The sequence below is a fragment of the Enterobacter cloacae complex sp. P17RS genome, from assembly GCF_014895885.1.
GTDB lineage: Bacteria > Pseudomonadota > Gammaproteobacteria > Enterobacterales > Enterobacteriaceae > Enterobacter > Enterobacter bugandensis.
This window is the reverse complement of record NZ_JADBQK010000022.1, coordinates 14,960-33,353: the sequence shown is the minus strand read 5'-3', so window position 1 is coordinate 33,353 and position 18,394 is coordinate 14,960. Positions and strand designations below refer to the sequence as shown.

Sequence of the window (18,394 nt, the reverse complement as noted above, 5' to 3'; positions counted from 1 at the left end):
TGACGATGCAGCCCATTTCAGGTACGCCGCCACGCCCTCCGGGTGAAGGCCCTGTCACGCCAAACGTTGCCGGTGAACAGCCACTATCCACGCAACAGCGCACCGTGCTGGAGCGACTGATCACGCGCCTGATAGCGCTGACTTCGCAGCAAAACGCGGAAGTCTGGGCCGGGGTAAAGCATGATTTAGGCGTGAGGAACGACGCACCGCTGCAGTCGCGCCATTTCCCTGCCGCCGAGCAAAATCTCAACCAGCGTATTACGACCGCGCAGCAGAACCACACCACGCGTCAGATTGTCACGCAGTTGACCGAGCTGCTGGGCCAGGGAAATAACCGTCAGGCTGTCAGTGACTTTATCCGTCAGCAGTATGGCCAGACCGCCCTGAGCCAGCTGACGCCAGACCAGCTTAAAACCGTGCTGACGCTGTTGCAGAACAATCAGTTGTCTATTCCGCAGCCTCAGGTGCGCCCCTCAACCGAGCGCCCGCTGCAGCCTGCCGAGCACAACACGCTGAACCAGATGGTGACCAAACTGGCCGCCGCCACCGGCGAGTCGACGAAGCTTATCTGGCAATCCATGCTGGAACTGTCCGGCGTGAAGGCGGGCGAGCTGATTCCGGCCAAACAGTTTACCCATCTGGTGACCTGGCTCCAGGCGCGCCAGACGCTCAGCACCCAGAGCGCCCCTACCCTGCATACCGTTCAGGCGGCGCTTAAACAGCCGCTGGAACCGCACGAGTTCGAGGTGATTCGGGATTACGCCCAGCAGAACTGGCAGGCCACGCCGCAAACGGTACTGACCACCGCGCAGGTGCAGGATGTGCTGAATCAGATCTTTGTTCGCCGCGCCGAGCGGGAAGGCGGCGTGCCGGAGGTAAGAAACGTTCAGCCGATCTACAGCCCGCTGTTTGCGCCCGTTGTGGAGACGTTCAGAACGCTCTCTGCCCGCCCGGGATTAATGTTGATTGCATTATTGATTGCGCTGGCGATTTTCTGGCTGGTTGCCTGAGGATTTGCCCGGTGGCGCTACGCATACCGGGCCTACAACGGCTCGAACCGTAGGCCGGGTAAGGCGCAGCCGCCACCCGGCGACAACAGTTAATTTCTGCGAAACGCCACCAGCGTCACCACGATCCCCACCACCGCAGAAACCGCGCCCGCCAGGAAGACGGACGGGTAGCCAAACGAAGTGGCTAACAGACCCGCCAGCGGCCCGGTTACGCCGTATGAGATATCCTGAAACGCCGCATAGCCGCCCAGCGCCGTACCGCGGACCTGCGGCGCCACGCGCTTCACCACCTCAACGCCCAGCGCCGGGAAGATCAGCGAGCAGCCGCAGCCGGTTAACGCCGCACCAAGCAGCGCAACGGAGGCGACCGGCGCCTGCCAGAGCAACACCAGCCCAACGGTTTCAATCACCAGCGACGCCACCGCCACCTTCACGCCGCCAAAGCGATCCGGCATCCAGCCGAACAGGACACGCATCAGGACAAACGCGCCGCCAAAGGCCGTCAGCGTAAAGCCCGCCATTGCCCAGCCGCGGCTCATGAAATAGAGGGAGACGAAGGTACCAATCACCGCGAAGCCTACTCCCTGAAGCGCCAGGCCCAGCCCTGGCTGCCAGATTTGCCCCACCACACTCCACAGCGAAGGACGTTCGCCTTTATGGGCGGGCACCTTGCGTACCGAACCGTTAAAAGCCCACGCCAGCAGCGGTAATACCATGGTGGTTGCTGCCAGTACCGCAAAACCAAACTGGCTGTGGATCAGCAAACCCAGCGGCGCGCCTGCAGCCAGTGCGCCATAAATCGCCATCCCGTTCCATGACATCACTTTGCCGGAGCGCGCAGGCCCCACCAGCCCCATCCCCCAGGTCAGGGTGCCGGTCAACAGCTGGCTTTCACCGAAGCCAAGGATTAAACGGCCCACCACCAGCAGCGCAAATTTATACGCGGCGTCGACCGGCAGGAGAGCGGCCAGCAGCCACGCGCCCCCCGCCAGACCGCAGGCAAACATGCCCTGCAGCGCCGAGCGTTTTGCACCGTGCTGATCGGCCAGCCGTCCTGCGTAGCCGCGGGTTAATACCGTGGCTAAAAACTGAATGCCCACAGCAATGCCGACCATAGTGTTGCCATAGCCGAGTTCCTGATGAACGAACAGCGGGATCACCGGCAGCGGCAGGCCAACGGTCATGTAGGTCAGGAATACCGCAAAGGCGATGCGGAAAAGAGAAAGGTTCCCGGAAGGAGTGCCCTTCTCGGGGGTAACAGCCTTCATGCATAACTCCGTGTTCAGGCATAAAAAAAGGGAGCCTTCCGGCTCCCTTCCATTATACATTCAAACGCTTATGCTTTCAGCTTGCGCATAACCAGCGTGGCGTTGGTGCCGCCGAAGCCGAAGCTGTTGGACATCACGGTGGTCAGCGTCGCTTCCGTTGGTTTGGTCACGATGTTCAGGCCAGCCGCCTGCTCGTCCATCTCGTCGATGTTAATGCTTGGGGCGATAAAGCCGTTTTCCAGCATCAGCAGAGAGTAGATCGCTTCCTGCACGCCCGCCGCACCCAGAGAGTGACCGGTCATGGCTTTGGTGGCAGAGATAGCCGGGCTGTTGTCGCCGAACACTTCGCGGATCGCACCCAGCTCTTTCACGTCACCTACCGGCGTGGAGGTACCGTGGGAGTTCAGGTAGTCGATTGGGGTATCAACGCCGTGCATCGCCATCTTCATGCAGCGCACCGCGCCTTCGCCGGATGGCGCAACCATGTCGGCGCCGTCGGACGTTGCGCCGTAGCCCACGATCTCAGCGTAGATGTGCGCGCCGCGCGCCAGCGCGTGCTCCAGCTCTTCAACCACAACCATTCCGCCGCCGCCCGCGATGACGAAACCGTCACGGTGCGCGTCATAAGTACGGGAGGCTTTGTCTGGGGTTTCGTTGTACTTGGTGGACAGTGCGCCCATCGCGTCGAACTCACAGGCCATTTCCCAGCCCAGCTCTTCGCCGCCGCCAGCAAATACGATGTCCTGTTTACCCAGCTGGATCTGCTCAACAGCGTTACCGATACAGTGTGCGGAAGTCGCACACGCGGAGCTGATGGAGTAGTTCACACCGTGGATTTTGAACGGGGTCGCCAGGCACGCGGAAACCGCAGAACCCATAGCTTTCGTGACCACGTACGGACCTACCGCTTTCAGACCACGCGGGCTACGCATTGCGTCAGCACCGAATACCTGCGCTTTAGAGGAACCGCCGGAACCGGCAATCAGGCCCACGCGCGGGTTGTTCTGATAAACCTCTTCGCTCAGGCCGGAATCTTTGATCGCTTCCTGCATGGAGAGATAAGCATAAATAGAGGCATCGTTCATGAAACGAACCACTTTGCGGTCAATCAAACCGGTGGTGTCCAGTTTGACGTTACCCCATACGTGGCTACGCATACCTGAATCTTTAAACTCTTCAGAGAAAGTGATCCCGGAGCGTCCTTCACGCAGAGATGCCAGGACTTCCTGCTGGTTATTACCGATGCTGGAAACAATGCCCAGGCCAGTAATCACTGCACGTTTCATTCAATACCTCTGTAAGTCGCACTATAAAAAGTTTCGAGTCGCACAATAGCGTACACTTGTACGCCGAACAAGTCCGATCAGACATTTTCTGCGGAAATTTGCACCGATGGACTCACATCGTTAAGATCGTGCCACTGCCTGTCAGACGAGTAACTTACGTGAAACAAAACGCTATACAACCCGCCAACCTCGAATTCAACGCTGAGGGTACACCTGTTTCCCGAGATTTTGATGACGTCTACTTTTCTAATGATAACGGACTCGAAGAAACCCGCTATGTTTTCCTCGAGGGAAACCAGCTCAGCGCCCGCTTCCCTGCGCACCCGCGCAGCCTGTTCGTTGTTGCGGAAAGCGGATTCGGCACCGGGCTCAATTTTTTAACCCTCTGGCAGGCGTTTGACCAATTTCACGCTGCGCACCCCGAGGCTACGCTACAAAGATTACATTTCATCAGTTTTGAAAAATTTCCGCTTACCGCGCACGATCTGCGGCTCGCCCACCAGCGCTGGCCGGAGCTTGCAGCCTGGGCGGAGCAGCTTCAGGCGCAGTGGCCGCCGCATATCGGCGGCTGCCACCGTCTGATTCTGGACGGCGGAAGGGTGACGCTGGATTTATGGCTGGGCGACATTAACGACCTGACCGATACGCTCGACGACGCGATGAACCAGACGGTGGACGCGTGGTTCCTTGACGGCTTTGCGCCCGCCAAGAACCCGGACATGTGGAGCCAGCATCTGTTTAGCGCGATGGCCCGGCTGGCGCGTCCCGGCGCAACGCTCGCCACCTTTACTTCGGCCGGCTTTGTTCGCCGCGGCCTGCAGGACGCGGGCTTTACCATGCAGAAGACCAAAGGCTTTGGCCGCAAGCGCGACATGCTGGTCGGCACGATGGAACGGACGCTGGACATTCCCGCTCGGACTCCCTGGTTTGCGCGCAGCGCCAGCGCATCGCGCGAAGTGGCGATCGTTGGCGGAGGGATCGCCAGCGCCCTGCTCTCTCTCGCGCTGCTGCACCGGGGCTGGCAGGTGACGCTCTACTGCGCTGACGAGGCACCAGCCAGCTGCGCGTCCGGCAACCGCCAGGGCGCGCTTTACCCGCTTTTAAGCGCGCACGACCCGGCCCTGTTCCAGTTTTTCCCGGCAGCGTTTACCTTCGCCCGTCGCCTGTACGACGCGCTGCCAGTGGCATTCGACCATGACTGGTGCGGCGTCACGCAGCTCGGCTGGGATGAGAAGAGCCAGCAAAAAATCGCGCAGATGCTGTCGCTGGGTCTGCCGGAGGAGATTGCCCGCGCGGTCAGTGCGCAAGAGGTGGCAGACACCGCGGGCGTGGAAACCGGCTGTGGCGGCATTCAATATCCGCTCGGCGGCTGGCTGTGCCCGGCTGAACTGACCGCGGCGGCGATTAGCCTGGCGCAGTCACGCGGGCTGAGGGTGCATTATGCTCATAAGGTTGAATCGCTTAGCCGGTCAGAACGGTGGACTCTGCATTTTGCTGATGGCAAAGCGGCACACCATGCCAGCGTTGTGCTGGCAAACGGACATAACATCAGCCAGTATATCCAGACCGAGACGTTGCCGGTTTATCCGGTCGGCGGCCAGGTAAGCCATATCCCGACCGCGCCCGAACTGAGCAAGCTGCGCCAGGTGCTGTGCTATGACGGCTATCTGACGCCACAAAATCCGTCTAACGGACATCACTGCATCGGCGCCAGCTACCATCGTGGCGAAGCGGATATGCGCTACAGCGAAGCGGATCAGCAGCAAAACCGCCAGCGCCTGATTGACTGCTTCCCGGACGCGGCGTGGGCGAAAGAGGTTGACGTGAGCGAGGGCGAAGCGCGCTGCGGCGTGCGCTGTGCGACCCGCGATCATCTGCCGATGGCGGGAAACGTGCCGGACTATGAAGCCACGCTTGAACTCTATCAGGATCTGGCAGAAAACAAGGAAACGGCGGTAAGTGCCCCGGTTTATCCGGAACTGTTCATGCTGGGCGGATTAGGATCGCGAGGATTGTGCTCCGCGCCGCTGCTGGCTGAAACGTTAGCCGCGCAAATGAGTAATGAGCCTGTTCCGCTGGACAGAACCACGCTTGCGGGGCTGAACCCGAATCGACTGTGGGTACGGAAACTGCTGAAGGGGAAAATGGTTAAGTAGGGTGCGGTCAAATCCCCTCTCCCCAAAGGGGAGAGGGAAAAGTGGGCAGCGGCTTAGCGTTTAGCCTGCTGGAATAAATTGTTCCACATGCCCAGCACCAGAGACTGGTCGCGCGGAGAGAGCTCCCCGGCCAGAATGGCTTTTTCCAGGCTGCGCGTGACTTCAGCGTGAACGGCGTCGGCAGAGTGATCGTCACCTGCTTCCAGCTCGGCTACCGCCAGCGTCAGGTGACCACGCAGATAACCGCTGGCGAACAGCTCATCATCACTGGCGTGTTCCACCATGTCATCAATTAACGCCAGAATGCGTGATTCAAATTCTGCGATCATCTTCTTTCCTCTGTTAAAGATCTTCCGGCCAAGGGAAGCATTCCGCCGTGATCTCCGGCGTGTGGTAATAATTCTGTAAAGCCCTGATCAGGCGCGCCGGACGTTCCGGGATGCCCTTCTCAAGATACTCCATCACCTGCGCATGCACGCGGCGCTGGAAGACGATACGGTCTGGCTCGAAGTCGCCTTCAAGGTTGTCACAGCTCACGTTGAACGGGAAGCCCGCCGCCACGCAGAACAGCCATTCCAGCGCCTGCGGCTTCACTTCCACATCTTCAAACTGGCCCTGGGTGGCGGCGTCGCGCCCGTCCGGACAGTACCAGTAACCGAAGTCCACCAGCTCGCGACGCGCTTTCCCCGCGATGCACCAGTGCGAAATCTCGTGCAAACCGCTGGCGTAAAAGCCGTGGGCAAAGACGATGCGGTTGTACGGAACCTCTGCATCAGCAGGAAGATAGATCGGTTCGTCGTCGCCTTTAATCAGACGGGTATTAAAATCATCAGCAAAACAGCTATCGAAGATCTCAATCAGCTGTTCGTATTTATGCGTACTGTTCATTAGTTCATCCCCAACCAGGTGAGGATCTCCTGTCCATGGCTGTCATAAAGAAGTTTGGCGCTCATCACCGCCGAGACGACAACAATCATCGGGCGGATCAGCTTTTGCCCTTTGCTTAATACCAGACGCGAGCCTGCGCGCGCGCCCAAAAACTGCCCTGCCATCATCACAAACCCGGTTGCCCAGATAACCTTGCCGCCAATGATAAACAGCAGCAGGCCGCCGACGTTCGAGGTCGCATTCAGCACCTTAGCGTGGGCGGTGGATTTAGCGAGGTTAAAGCCGGCCAGCGTCACGAACGCCAGCGCGTAAAACGAGCCTGCGCCCGGGCCAAAGAAACCGTCGTAAAAGCCGACGCAGCCACCGGCAATCAGCGCAAACGGCAGGCCGTGCAGCCGCCGCGCCCGGTCTTCCTCGCCGAGCTTAGGCATCAGCAGGAAATAGAGACCAATGCAGATAACCAGAATCGGCAGGATCTGGCGCAAAATATCCGACTGCACGTGCTGCACCAGCAGCGCGCCCGACGTTGAGCCGATAAAGGTCATCAGGATATTGAGCTTCTGGTCGGCGAGATTCACCACCTTGCGGCGGATAAAATAGAGCGACGCCGAAAGCGAGCCGCCGCAGGCCTGCAGCTTATTGGTGGCAAGCGCCTGCGCCGGGCTCATGCCCGCCGCCAGCAGCGCGGGCACGGTTAACAGCCCGCCGCCGCCCGCGAGTGCATCGATAAAACCGGCCAACATGGCCACAAAGAACAGCACCACCAGCAGCAGCGGTGACACCATAAACAGATCGACGAAATTATCCATTAAAGTACATGCTCATCCAGTAGCGCCTGGCAGGAAGGCGGCAACGGAGGCGGTGTCTTCTTCTCAGGCTTAGAGGTTCCAGGTTTTGCCGGCTCAAACCAGCTTTGCAGTTCGTAACCACAGCCATCGCCTGGCGGCGGTAGCGGCTGATCTTCACATTCCAGGCTGTTCGCCGGGCAGCGCAGACGAACGTGCATATGCGCACGATGCTGGAACCACGGGCGCACTTTGCGCAGCCAGTCGCGATCCGTCCCCGCATCCAGGCAAAGCTGCTGCTTGATCGCCGGGTTGACGAAAATCCGCGTGACGTCGTTATCTTTCGCCGCCAGCTTGATCAGGCTCGAAATATCCCGTGACCACAGTGATGGCACCACGCTTTTGCCGTCGCGCGACACCAGATCCAGCGCCTGCGGCTTCAGCAGCTGCGCAGACGTCCAGCGCGTTTTCGGCAGCTGCAGGAAGATGTCGACATCCAGTCCGGTCTGGTGGCTGGCGTGCCCGCCGTTAAAGCGACCACCGGCAGGCATCCCCATATCGCCAATCAGCATCGTCCCCAGCCCCAGGTTATGCACCTGGTTCCCCAGTCGCTGAATGAACAGCACCAGAGCAGGGTGGCCGAAGTAACGACGCTGGTCGGTACGCATCACCTGATAGGTATCTGATTGCAGCGGCAGCTCCTGCGCGCCCACGATACAGCCGTTAGAGAAGGCGCCGATGGACTGCGCGCTTCCCGCCACCGGATGGGTGATTTTTTGCCACGGCGTGGCGGCCAGACTGGCTCCACTGGCCAGCAGCGCCAGCAGAGCAATTGCGGTTTTTTTCATGTTTACCAGCGTGGAATGGTGGTCGTCACGTCCGCGTTCTGCGCGCGCTGGCGCAGGAAGTGATCCATCAGCACGATCGCCAGCATCGCTTCCGCGATCGGCACCGCGCGGATCCCCACGCACGGATCGTGACGACCTTTGGTGATCATCTCAACTTCTTCGCCTGAGCGGTTAATCGTGTGGCCCGGCACGGTGATGCTTGAGGTCGGCTTCAGCGCGATGTTGGCAATAATCTGCTGTCCACTGCTGATACCGCCGAGAATGCCGCCCGCATGGTTGCTCTGGAAGCCGGCTTTCGTGATTTCGTCGCGGTTCTGGCTGCCGCGAAGCGCCACCACGTCGAAGCCGTCGCCAATCTCGACGCCCTTCACCGCGTTGATGCTCATCAGCGCGTGGGCGATATCGGCGTCGAGACGGTCAAATACCGGCTCGCCCCAGCCAGCCGGGACGCCATCTGCCACCACGGTGACTTTCGCGCCAATGGAGTCGCCCTCTTTTTTCAGGCCGCGCATCAGTTCGTCCAGGGCGTCAAGCTTATCCGCATCGGCGCAGAAGAACGGGTTTTGCTCGACCTGATCCCAGTCCTTGATCGCCAGCGGAATGTCGCCCATCTGGGTCAGACAGCCGCGAATGACGATGCCAAATTTCTGCTGCAAATACTTTTTTGCAATAGCGCCAGCGGCCACGCGCATCGCGGTTTCACGCGCGGAAGAGCGTCCGCCGCCGCGATAGTCGCGAAAGCCGTACTTTTGCTCGTAGGTGTAGTCGGCATGGCCCGGGCGGAACACGTCCTTGATAGCACCGTAGTCCTGAGAGCGCTGATCGGTGTTTTCAATCAGCAGACCAATGCTGGTGCCGGTGGTGCGGCCTTCAAAAACGCCGGAGAGAATTTTGACCTGGTCCGGCTCGCGACGCTGCGTGGTGTAGCGAGAGGTGCCCGGACGACGGCGGTCAAGGTCGTGCTGTAAATCTGCTTCGGTCAGTTCGATGCCTGGCGGTACGCCATCAACGATACAGCCCAGCGCCAGCCCGTGCGACTCGCCAAAGGTGGTCACGCGGAATAACTGTCCAATACTGTTTCCTGCCATCACGGCTCCGATGTTGTTGTTTGTGTTTGAGCGTTGTGAAACGGGCCGAAGCCCGCTGGATTAATCTTTATAGATGCTGAAGTGTTCGCGCGCGTCGAGCAGCTGCGCTTTGGTCAGCATAAAGACGCCGTCACCGCCGTTGTCGAACTCAAGCCAGGTGAACGGCACATCCGGGTACTGCTCTATCAGATGTACCATGCTGTTGCCCACTTCACAAATCAGAACGCCGTCATCGGTCAGGTAATCCGGCGCGCAGGCCAGAATGCGGCGGGTCAGCTTCAGGCCGTCAGAGCCTGACGCCAGGCCCAGCTCCGGCTCGTGACGATATTCGTTCGGCAGATCGGACATGTCTTCTGCATCGACGTACGGCGGGTTAGTGACGATCAGATCGTACTGCAGCGTCGGCAGGTCGCGGAACAGGTCAGAGCGGATTGGCGTGACGTGATGGATCAGGCCGTGCTCTTCGATATTGTGTTCGGTCACGGCCAGCGCGTCGGTGGAGATATCGACGGCGTCCACTTCCGCTTCAGGGAAAGCGTAGGCGCAGGCAATAGCGATGCAGCCGCTGCCGGTGCACATATCGAGAATGTGCTGCGGCTGATGGTTAATCAGGCCTTCAAAGTGGTTGTTGATCAGCTCACCAATCGGCGAGCGCGGCACCAGCACGCGTTCATCGACGTAAAACTCGTGGCCGCAGAACCAGGCTTTGTTGGTCAGGTAAGCCACCGGAATGCGTTCGTTTACGCGACGTATCACGCGCTCAACGATGCGGTGTTTTTCGCTGGAGGTCAGGCGCGCGGTGCGCATGTCTTCCGGAATGTCCAGCGGCAGGTAAAGAGACGGCAGCACCAGCTGAACGGCCTCGTCCCACGGGTTATCGGTACCGTGACCGTACCAGATATTAGCGGCGCTGAAGCGGCTAACCGACCAGCGCAACATGTCCTGTATGGTATGCAGCTCGTTTACTGCTTCATCGACAAATATTTTATCCACTCTTTCCTCCAGGGCATGCTCGCATAATTTTCGGCGGCTAGTTTGCCATGAAGACGGCGATAAATCAGCAATGACGCGTACCGCTTGAGGTTAAAAAATGCGTTTAGTCGGGTACACTATCAGAAATACGAGATGAGAATGACGAATGAAAAAGAAAACATCGCTCAGCGAGGAGGATCAGGCTCTCTTCCGCCAGCTGATGACCGGGACGCGTAAAATCGCGCAGGACACGATTGTCCACCGTCCGCAGCGTAAAAAAATCAGCGAAGTTCCGGTCAAACGGCTGCTACAGGAGCAGGCGGATAACAGCCACTATTTTTCAGATGAATTTCAGCCGCTGCTCAATACGCAAGGGGCTGTGAAGTACGTGCGCGAAGACGTCAGCCATTTTGAGCTGAAAAAGTTACGACGCGGAGATTATTCGCCGGAGCTGTTTCTCGATCTGCACGGCTTAACGCAGATGCAGGCGAAACAGGAGCTGGGGGCGTTGATTGCCGCCTGTCGCCGCGAACACGTTTTTTGCGCCTGCGTGATGCACGGCCACGGTAAGCACATTCTGAAGCAACAGACGCCGCTGTGGCTGGCTCAGCACCCGCACGTGATGGCGTTTCATCAGGCACCGAAAGAGTACGGCGGCGATGCCGCATTGCTGGTGTTGATTGAAGTTGAGGAGTGGCAGCCGCCAGAGTTGCCCTGACAGAAGGGCGGGAAACACGTAGTACCCCGCCCTGTCACACGTCACGTCAGATGGCTTTTGCCATCTTCAGGTTGCACGGGCTCATTTGCCAGTTGAAGACCCCTTTGCCGGTTTCGTCGAGAGTGACGTTGGCAATGGCGGAAGTGGTGAACATTGGCGGCGTTTCGCCCGGGCACAGCTCAGATACCAGATAGCCGACCAGCGGCAGGTGGGAAATGACCAGTGCGGAAGCGACACCTTCATTGCACAGCGCCTGAAGGTAAGCGCTGACAAGACCGACATCGCCGCATGGCGTCAGCTCAGGGAGAACGTCCACGCTGGATGGCAGGTTCATACACTCCCCTACCACGTCCAGCGTCTGTTCTGCACGCAGGAACGGACTCACCAGAACGCGTTCAATGTCCACTTTTTGACCTTTAAGCCACGTCGCCATTTGACGGGATTCGTCACAGCCACAGACGGTTAAAGGACGTACTGAGTCACTGGCGGCATCGAGTGCCGCGTCGCCGTGACGCATGATAAAAACTTGCATATTGCACCGCTTTTGTTAACCAGAATCACCGGCGTTAACTACCCGCGATTAATGCTCTGAGGTAGAAAACCCGATGGCCGGGCATTGTGCCTGATCCATTCGGTGAATGAAACGCTGTTTTTTACCTCAATGGCGTAAGTATAGTCAATCTCTGTTTACAAAATCGCCAGAACAGGTTCATTCACCTCAGGATTTACCCTTCTTTGACTTCAGTTTACGAAATCAGTTTCCCTTGCAGGCCAGAATGTCTGGCCCCGCTCCGCCATCTGCAATAATTCGTCACACGGTGTAAACCGCGGACCGTATTGCGAGGCCAGACGTTGCAAAATGACAACCACTTCACCCGCACCGAGCGTATCCATGTAACGGAACGGGCCGCCAAGGAACGGCGGGAAACCAATACCAAATACCGCGCCGATGTCGCCATCGCGTGCGCTCTTGATCACCTGTTCACCAAAGCAGCGCGCCGCTTCATTGAGCATCATCATGACGCAACGTTCTGCGCACTGAACGGCAGACAGTCTTCCCTGACCGGTGGCCGAAATAAGCCCATAAACCGAAGGGTCGACCTGTTTCTTGCTTTTACGCCCTTTCGCGCCGTAAAGATAGAAACCGCGTTCATTTTTTCTGCCTTTGCGATCGTCCTTCAAAATTGCAGAAACAATGTTTGCAGGCGGGGTAAAACGATCGCCATAAGCCGCTTCCAGCACAGGTATAATTTTAGTGCCGGTGTCTATTCCCACCTCATCCAAAAGTTGGATTGGACCGACGGGGAAGCCAAACTTTACGAGCGCCTCGTCGACGTGCTCGATTTTCTCCCCTTCCGTCAGCAGCCGCATCGCTTCGTTGATATAGGGTGCCAGAATACGGTTGACGTAGAAGCCAGCCTTGTCCGCGACCACAATCGGGGTTTTACCCTGTTTTTTCGCCAGCTTCACCACGGTAGCGATGGTCTGCGGGCTGGTCGTGGCGTGCGGGATCACCTCCACCAGCGGCATTTTTTCGACCGGACTGAAAAAGTGCAGACCAATGACCTGCTCCGGACGAGCAGCTTTCGCCGCGATATCGCCAATCGGTAAAGACGAGGTGTTTGAGGCAAAAATAGTGTGCGGCGCGCAATGCTGCTCTACGTCAGCCACCATCTGCTGCTTAAGCGCCAGGTCTTCGAATACGGCTTCAATCACCAGGTCCCGGTGTGCAAAACCGCTGTAATCCGTCGTGCCGGAGATCGTCGCCAAGGTTTTATCACGCTCGCTTGCCTTGATATGGCGGCGTTTGACCTTCCGATCAAGGTTCTGCCAGCTGTACTGCAGCGCGTGGTTGATGCCCTTTGCGCTGATGTCTTTGATGCGCACGGGCAATTTGCCTTTGCTGGCGGTAACAAACGCGATTCCGCCGCCCATCAGCCCACCGCCCAGCACGCCAACGGCGCGCAGCGGCGCAGGCTCTGCCTCGCTGCCAGGATCTTTTTTCACCTCAGTACTGGCGAAGAAGATGCTGCGCAGCGCCTGCGACTGCGGCGTCATCGCCAGTTCACCAAAGGCTTTGGCCTCAGCGGCATAGCCGCTGCTGCTTCCCTGCGACAACCCGGTTTCCATCACTTCCAGAATGCGCTTTGCCGCCGGGTAGTTGCCTTTGGTTTTTTGCTCGGTTTTTTTGCCTACCATGTTGAACAGGAGCGCGCGCCCCAGTGGCCCTGCCAGCACGCGCTCGCGTACAGGGAGGGGACGTTTTGTCTGACGTCCCTTCAGCGCCAGCTCAACGGCAGCGTCCAGTAGAATGGTGTGCGGAACGACGTCGTCAACCAACCCCACTTTCAGTGCCTGACGGGGGCGTAGCTGCTTGCCGGTTAAGATCATCTCCAGGGCGGTGCTAACCCCAACCAGACGCGGCAGACGCTGTGTTCCACCCGATCCCGGCAGCAGGCCTAACTGCACTTCTGGCAACCCTAAAACGGTTTTCGGATCTTCAGTGCAGATACGGCTGTGACAGGCCAGCGCCAGCTCCAGCCCGCCGCCCAGGCAGGCACCGTGGATCGCGGCAATAACCGGAATCGGCAGAGCGTTGATTTCAGCCATCACCTGCTGTCCCTGACGCGCCAGATCTTCAGCTTCCTGCGCGCTTTTCGCTCGGGCGATCATATTGATATCGGCCCCGGCAATAAAGTTATCCGGCTTAGCCGAGATAAAGACCAGACCACGAATCGCTTTATTTTCGCGGATCTGCTTGAGCATGGCGCGAACCTGAGTGCCGAATTCAGCCTTCAGGGTATTCATCTTTTCATCAGGCACATCAATAGTGATAACCGCGACGTTATCGAGGCGAACCGTCAGATTAAATGCAGATGGCATATCCATTATTCAGCCTCCAGAACCATTGCTGCACCAAGGCCGCCCGCCGCGCAGGCGGTGACGAGACCAAACCCGCCGCCGCGGCGACGGAGTTCGTGTAGTGTCTGGGTGATCATTCGCGCGCCCGTGGCCGCAAACGGATGGCCGTAGGCGATCGACCCACCCAGCACGTTGAACTTGCTCTGATCCACTTCGCCGGTGGCATGGGCGCGGCCCAGCACATCGCGTGCAAAACGCTCGCTTGCCAGCAGCTGCACGTTTGCCAGGGTTTGCGCGGCAAAGGCTTCGTGCATATCAATCAGGGTTAAATCCGCCAGCGTTAGCCCCGCACGATCCAGCGCCAGCGGCGTGGACCACGCCGGACCTAACAGCATGTCCTGCCAGACATCAATGGCGGTAAAGGCATAGCTGCGCAAATAGCCCAGCGGCGTGATGCCCAGCTCTTTTGCACGCGACTCCGTCATCAGGATCACCGCAGCAGCACCATCGGTCAGTGGCGTACTATTGGCCGCCGTCACGGTGCCGTGCTTGCGGTCAAACGCCGGGCGCAGTTTGGCGTAATCCGCCAGCGTCGAGGTGCCACGAATATTATTGTCTTCAGTAAGAGGCTCTCGATAGGGAGGCGTGTAGGCGGTCATGACCTCGTCGGTGAGTTTGCCCTCCGACCAGGCTTTCGCTGCCAGCTGATGCGAGCGATGCGCCAGCGCATCCTGCTGCTCGCGGGTGATGCCGTAGGTTTTTGCCATCTGCTCGGCGGTATCGCCCATTCGCAGGCCAGTCGAGTATTCCGCGACGGCAGGTGGCACGGGCATGAGATCGCGCAGGCGTAAACGCGAGAAGAGTTTGAGCTTCGCACCGGTGGTGCGGGCTTTATTAGCATCCACCAGAATGCGGGCCAGCTTTTTACTGACGCCAATCGGCAGTACGGAGGAAGAATCGGCGCCACCTGCGATCCCGGCGCGAATGGTGCCCGCCATCAGACTTTCCGCCACGTTTGCTACCGCCTGGAAGCTGGTCGCGCACGCGCGGCTAACGCTGTAGGCATCGGTATGAACGTTCATGCCGGTACCGAGAACAATCTCACGCGCAATGTTAGGGGCTTCAGGCATCTGTACCACCTGGCCGAAGACCAGTTGTTCGATGACCTCAGGCGGAATTTCGCTGCGAGCCAGCATCTCCCCCACTACCATTTTCCCCAGATCGACAGCCGGTATACCGTGAAACGCCGTCGCCTGACGCGCAAACGGCGTACGCAGACCGCTGACAATGGCAATGCGGTCACCTTGTCGGGTGATTAGCGGTAATGCCTGACTCATAACCTTCCCCTGTGAAAAATTTTACATGACTATAAAGTGGTCTGACCTGATAACAGTCTTAACCATTTTTTTACATTCAGCCAATCGGGGAAGCTTAAAAATGCGAGGTAAAACACAGAGAAGAAAAAGAAAATGCCCCTGCATGGCAGAGGCAATTGTGCGGTTTGTTGCCGGGTGGCGACGGTGCCTTACCCGGCCTACACGATCGTAGGCCCGTGCAAGCGAAGCGCCGCCGGGCAAAAAGGATTAACGCAGACCGAGCTGGAAAATCAGCGTTTCAGCTTCGCAGGCAAACACAAAGTCGATATCCAGCTTCACGCCGCCGTCCACTTCCGTGAAGGTAGATTTGATTTCACACGGATCGGACTCCACATCACGCGCGCGCTTGCTCAGCGCGGCCAGCGTTTCTTCGGCTTCGGCGCGGTTGGTGAACACACGGCTGTAAGACGCGGTGCAATCGGTGTTGTCCATGATGGTGCCAACATCCATACAGCAGCAAACCGGGGTTTCATCAGCACTGCATTTACTCATAGCTCAATTTCCTCTGTATTCGCGCAGCGCGCGAGATAAACACGATGCTGATATTTTACGCCCCAGCGCTGGCTCTCTCCAGCCGTTAATGGCGCAAAATCGGATAAGTGACCGATATCACACTAAAAAATGATCTAAAACAAAAACCACCCTTTTGGGTGAGCCGCGATGGTCACAATTTTGCCAACCAGATCTCGTTTCAAGAAACATGTTTGAAAATATTAATAAACAAACTTGCAACATTCAGGCTGGTCGGACCTATACTCTGGCCACTGGTCTGATTTGTCTGTCATACCTCAGACCCTACACTTCGCGCTCCTGTTACGGTATGTAACAATTATTGAATAAAAATAACTCAATGAGGTTATGGTCATGAGCCAGAAAACCCTGTTCAACAAGACTGCGCTGGCAGTCGCAGTGGCAATCGTCTCTACTTCCGCCTGGTCAGCGGGCTTTCAGCTAAACGAATTTTCTTCCTCTGGCCTTGGCCGCGCGTATTCAGGGGAAGGTGCAATCGCTGATGATGCGGGTAACGCAAGCCGTAACCCTGCATTAATCATGATGTTCGATCGCCCGACCTTCTCTGCTGGTGCGGTGTATATCGATCCTGATGTCAACATTTCCGGCACGTCACCTTCTGGTGCGAGCCTGAAAGCAGATAACATTGCGCCAACGGCGTGGGTACCTAACCTGCACTTCGTTGCACCAATCAATGAACAATTTGGCTGGGGCGCATCCGTCACGTCTAACTATGGCCTTGCTACCGAGTTCAATAACAACTACCCGGCAGGCGAATACGGCGGTAAAACAGACCTGACAACGCTAAACCTGAACCTGAGCGGTGCTTATCGTCTGAACGACAGCTGGAGCTTCGGTCTGGGCTTTGATGCCGTCTACGCCGATGCAAAAATTGAGCGTTACGCCGGTGAACAAACGGCTCGCCTGCCGAAAAACAGCAACAAAATTGCCAGCCTGAAGGGCGATGAGTGGGGCTATGGCTGGAACGCCGGTATTCTGTACGAGCTGGACAAAAACAACCGCTGGGGCCTGACCTATCGTTCCGAAGTAAAAATTGACTTCGACGGTGATTACAAGAGCGGCATCCTGACGCCGGTCAACAGCCTGGTCCCTGGTGCGGGTACCACTATCCCGTGGGGGACTTCCGGTCAAACTGTCCCTGGCTCACTGTCACTGCATCTGCCAGAAATGTGGGAAGTCTCGGGTTACAACCGCGTAGCGCCACAGTGGGCTATTCACTATAGCCTGGCCTATACCAGCTGGAGCCAGTTCCAGGAACTGAAAGCGACCGGCACCAACGGTCAAACGCTGTTCTATAAGGACGAGAGCTTCCACGACGCCTATCGCATTGCGTTGGGTACCACCTATTATATGGATGATAACTGGACATTCCGTACCGGTATCGCATTCGATGACAGCCCGGTACCGGCTGATAAGCGCTCCATTTCCATTCCGGATCAGGACCGCTTCTGGGTGAGTGCTGGTGCAACCTACGCGTTCAACGAGAATGCTTCTGTCGATGCGGGCGTATCTTATATGCATGGCCAGAAAGTGACCTTCAAGGAAGGCCCGTACGAATTTACCTCTGAAGGTAAAGCCTGGCTGTTCGGTACTAACTTCAACTACGCGTTCTAATCGCGCAGGGATCAAAAAAGGTGAGCGTTGCTCACCTTTTTTATTTATTCCGAATCAATATCTTTGAGTTCGTTTTCAATAGCCTTCGCGTTTGGATTATCTTCCGGCTTCAGCTTGCCGCCGTTGGCGATAAAGTCATGATTCTGGAAGTACGCTTCACGCACCATAATGTATGGATCGGACGACTGGCGCAGCAGACCGTCTGAATCAAGCAGTTGCGCACGGGTTTCAATCCCTTCCACCGTCCATTTACCCACCGACAGCGGCCAGGTCAGCCACGACAGAACCGGATACAGCGTATCGACCATATCGCCGCCATCATCACGCACGGTGAAGCTGCCATAGAACGGCAGATGGACGTAAGGACCGTAACCGACACCATAATGCCCCAGCGTACTGCCGAAACGGTGCGGCTGTTCACGCTGCAGTTTCGGGTTTGCCATACCTGCAACATCGATAAAACCACCCATACCCAGCAGGGAGTTCAGGAAGAAGCGCGTAAAGTGCACCATCCCCTGATACGGATCGCCCTGCAGGAAATAGTTGACCATCACCGCAGGCTCTTCGAGGTTGCTGGTAAAATTGCTTAACCCGTTACGCGCGGGCTGTGGAACGTAATCGCGCCATGCTACTGCCACCGGGCGAACCACATACGGGTCCAGCACGTTGTAGTTGAAGCTATACATAGAGCGGTTAAATCCTTCGAGAGGATCGGAGCGTCCCGTTTGCTCCCCGGAGCTGGCGCAGCCCACAAGCATCGTCGCGCCCAGCGCAAGCGCCGACAGCCGAAGTTTCATAAATATCTCCCTGTTCAGTATGGCTATCGTTGATTGCCATCCGTAACGGAGCATCTGGCGCTCCGTCTGAAAACGTGCAAGTGATTGTAACAGCACGTTTACCGATGTCTATGAGTACAGTTACGGGCAGTAATCACCGTGACTCTGATCTCAGCATAGCCTGACTTTTGGAATTCGTTTCGCTGGCAATTTTAT

Annotated in this window: 17 protein-coding genes; 4 read left to right on the top strand and 13 right to left on the bottom strand. The window is 57.5% G+C overall.

Annotated elements, in window-relative coordinates:
• Positions 1-5 precede the first annotated feature (5 nt).
• Positions 6-1,010 (top strand): flagella biosynthesis regulator Flk, encoded by a 1,005-nt coding sequence (gene flk / locus IM265_RS16280; protein ID WP_028013964.1) that lies wholly within the window; start codon positions 6-8, stop codon positions 1,008-1,010.
• An 89-nt stretch (positions 1,011-1,099) separates the two neighbouring features.
• Here flk and IM265_RS16275 read toward each other — a convergent pair whose 3' ends face one another.
• Together IM265_RS16275 and fabB are read right to left on the bottom strand one after the other, a co-directional pair.
• Positions 1,100-2,278 (bottom strand): MFS transporter, encoded by a 1,179-nt coding sequence (locus tag IM265_RS16275; RefSeq protein ID WP_045259679.1) that lies wholly within the window; start codon positions 2,276-2,278, stop codon positions 1,100-1,102.
• A gap of 68 nt (positions 2,279-2,346) precedes the next feature.
• Positions 2,347-3,564: a beta-ketoacyl-ACP synthase I gene (fabB, locus tag IM265_RS16270; protein WP_023336433.1), complete on the bottom strand. Its 1,218-nt coding sequence runs from the start codon at positions 3,562-3,564 to the stop codon at positions 2,347-2,349.
• 158 nt (positions 3,565-3,722) lie between these two features.
• Here fabB and mnmC point away from each other — a divergent pair, with 158 nt between their 5' ends.
• On the top strand, positions 3,723-5,720 hold the full coding sequence (gene mnmC / locus IM265_RS16265; RefSeq protein ID WP_193030419.1) for a bifunctional tRNA (5-methylaminomethyl-2-thiouridine)(34)-methyltransferase MnmD/FAD-dependent 5-carboxymethylaminomethyl-2-thiouridine(34) oxidoreductase MnmC: 1,998 nt from the start codon (positions 3,723-3,725) through the stop codon (positions 5,718-5,720).
• Positions 5,721-5,773: 53 nt separating this feature from the next.
• Here the strand turns inward: mnmC and IM265_RS16260 are convergent, their stop codons facing one another.
• The 6 genes from IM265_RS16260 to prmB are packed head-to-tail and all read right to left on the bottom strand — an operon-like array spanning position 5,774 to position 10,322.
• The gene (locus tag IM265_RS16260; protein WP_193030417.1) at positions 5,774-6,049 is read right to left on the bottom strand and encodes a YfcL family protein; all 276 of its coding nucleotides are present in this window, start codon (positions 6,047-6,049) and stop codon (positions 5,774-5,776) included.
• A gap of 13 nt (positions 6,050-6,062) precedes the next feature.
• The gene (locus IM265_RS16255; protein ID WP_047364128.1) at positions 6,063-6,608 is read right to left on the bottom strand and encodes an elongation factor P hydroxylase; all 546 of its coding nucleotides are present in this window, start codon (positions 6,606-6,608) and stop codon (positions 6,063-6,065) included.
• A complete protein-coding gene (locus IM265_RS16250) occupies positions 6,608-7,417 on the bottom strand; it encodes a sulfite exporter TauE/SafE family protein (protein WP_041908882.1) in 810 nt (269 codons plus the stop codon). Before IM265_RS16250 ends, IM265_RS16255 begins: the two co-directional genes overlap by 1 nt.
• Positions 7,417-8,241 carry a penicillin-insensitive murein endopeptidase gene (gene mepA, locus IM265_RS16245; protein ID WP_193030415.1) on the bottom strand — a complete coding sequence of 275 codons (825 nt, stop codon included), beginning with the start codon at positions 8,239-8,241 and terminating at the stop codon, positions 7,417-7,419. Before mepA ends, IM265_RS16250 begins: the two co-directional genes overlap by 1 nt.
• Positions 8,242-8,243: 2 nt before the next feature.
• Positions 8,244-9,329: a chorismate synthase gene (gene aroC, locus IM265_RS16240; protein ID WP_028013970.1), complete on the bottom strand. Its 1,086-nt coding sequence runs from the start codon at positions 9,327-9,329 to the stop codon at positions 8,244-8,246.
• Between the two features lie 60 nt (positions 9,330-9,389).
• Complete coding sequence (gene prmB / locus IM265_RS16235) at positions 9,390-10,322, bottom strand: 50S ribosomal protein L3 N(5)-glutamine methyltransferase (RefSeq protein ID WP_023312578.1); 933 nt, start codon at positions 10,320-10,322, stop codon at positions 9,390-9,392.
• 145 nt (positions 10,323-10,467) lie between these two features.
• Between prmB and smrB the strand changes: the two genes are divergently transcribed.
• Positions 10,468-11,019 (top strand): endonuclease SmrB, encoded by a 552-nt coding sequence (gene smrB / locus IM265_RS16230; RefSeq protein WP_008502613.1) that lies wholly within the window; start codon positions 10,468-10,470, stop codon positions 11,017-11,019.
• 46 nt (positions 11,020-11,065) lie between these two features.
• Here the strand turns inward: smrB and sixA are convergent, their stop codons facing one another.
• The 4 genes from sixA to IM265_RS16210 all read right to left on the bottom strand — a co-directional run bounded on the left by sixA (position 11,066) and on the right by IM265_RS16210 (position 15,749).
• Complete coding sequence (gene sixA / locus IM265_RS16225; protein WP_003861375.1) at positions 11,066-11,551, bottom strand: phosphohistidine phosphatase SixA; 486 nt, start codon at positions 11,549-11,551, stop codon at positions 11,066-11,068.
• 209 nt (positions 11,552-11,760) lie between these two features.
• Positions 11,761-13,908, bottom strand: coding sequence for a fatty acid oxidation complex subunit alpha FadJ (gene fadJ, locus IM265_RS16220; protein WP_193030413.1), 2,148 nt, complete (start codon positions 13,906-13,908; stop codon positions 11,761-11,763).
• On the bottom strand, positions 13,908-15,218 hold the full coding sequence (gene fadI, locus IM265_RS16215) for an acetyl-CoA C-acyltransferase FadI (RefSeq protein ID WP_041908875.1): 1,311 nt from the start codon (positions 15,216-15,218) through the stop codon (positions 13,908-13,910). Before fadI ends, fadJ begins: the two co-directional genes overlap by 1 nt.
• 246 nt (positions 15,219-15,464) lie before the next feature.
• On the bottom strand, positions 15,465-15,749 hold the full coding sequence (locus IM265_RS16210) for a YfcZ/YiiS family protein (protein ID WP_028013973.1): 285 nt from the start codon (positions 15,747-15,749) through the stop codon (positions 15,465-15,467).
• 372 nt (positions 15,750-16,121) lie between these two features.
• Between IM265_RS16210 and fadL the strand changes: the two genes are divergently transcribed.
• Positions 16,122-17,402 (top strand): long-chain fatty acid transporter FadL, encoded by a 1,281-nt coding sequence (gene fadL, locus IM265_RS16205; protein WP_041908871.1) that lies wholly within the window; start codon positions 16,122-16,124, stop codon positions 17,400-17,402.
• 44 nt (positions 17,403-17,446) lie between these two features.
• Here the strand turns inward: fadL and mlaA are convergent, their stop codons facing one another.
• Positions 17,447-18,199, bottom strand: a complete 753-nt coding sequence (gene mlaA / locus IM265_RS16200) for a phospholipid-binding lipoprotein MlaA (RefSeq protein ID WP_041908870.1) — start codon at positions 18,197-18,199, stop codon at positions 17,447-17,449.
• Positions 18,200-18,394 lie beyond the last annotated feature (195 nt).

Bases quoted from the DNA above. Each gene is read 5' to 3' on its own strand.
- IM265_RS16275 (WP_045259679.1), bottom strand. From the start codon at position 2,278: ATGAAGGCTGTTACCCCCGAGAAGGGCACTCCTTCCGGGAACCTTTCT.
- IM265_RS16255 (WP_047364128.1), bottom strand. From the start codon at position 6,608: ATGAACAGTACGCATAAATACGAACAGCTGATTGAGATCTTCGATAGC.
- smrB (WP_008502613.1), top strand. From the start codon at position 10,468: ATGAAAAAGAAAACATCGCTCAGCGAGGAGGATCAGGCTCTCTTCCGC.
- flk (WP_028013964.1), top strand. From the start codon at position 6: ATGCAGCCCATTTCAGGTACGCCGCCACGCCCTCCGGGTGAAGGCCCT.
- IM265_RS16210 (WP_028013973.1), bottom strand. From the start codon at position 15,749: ATGAGTAAATGCAGTGCTGATGAAACCCCGGTTTGCTGCTGTATGGAT.
- fabB (WP_023336433.1), bottom strand. From the start codon at position 3,564: ATGAAACGTGCAGTGATTACTGGCCTGGGCATTGTTTCCAGCATCGGT.
- sixA (WP_003861375.1), bottom strand. From the start codon at position 11,551: ATGCAAGTTTTTATCATGCGTCACGGCGACGCGGCACTCGATGCCGCC.
- mepA (WP_193030415.1), bottom strand. From the start codon at position 8,241: ATGAAAAAAACCGCAATTGCTCTGCTGGCGCTGCTGGCCAGTGGAGCC.
- aroC (WP_028013970.1), bottom strand. From the start codon at position 9,329: ATGGCAGGAAACAGTATTGGACAGTTATTCCGCGTGACCACCTTTGGC.
- mlaA (WP_041908870.1), bottom strand. From the start codon at position 18,199: ATGAAACTTCGGCTGTCGGCGCTTGCGCTGGGCGCGACGATGCTTGTG.
- fadJ (WP_193030413.1), bottom strand. From the start codon at position 13,908: ATGGATATGCCATCTGCATTTAATCTGACGGTTCGCCTCGATAACGTC.
- IM265_RS16260 (WP_193030417.1), bottom strand. From the start codon at position 6,049: ATGATCGCAGAATTTGAATCACGCATTCTGGCGTTAATTGATGACATG.
- fadI (WP_041908875.1), bottom strand. From the start codon at position 15,218: ATGAGTCAGGCATTACCGCTAATCACCCGACAAGGTGACCGCATTGCC.
- IM265_RS16250 (WP_041908882.1), bottom strand. From the start codon at position 7,417: ATGGATAATTTCGTCGATCTGTTTATGGTGTCACCGCTGCTGCTGGTG.
- fadL (WP_041908871.1), top strand. From the start codon at position 16,122: ATGAGCCAGAAAACCCTGTTCAACAAGACTGCGCTGGCAGTCGCAGTG.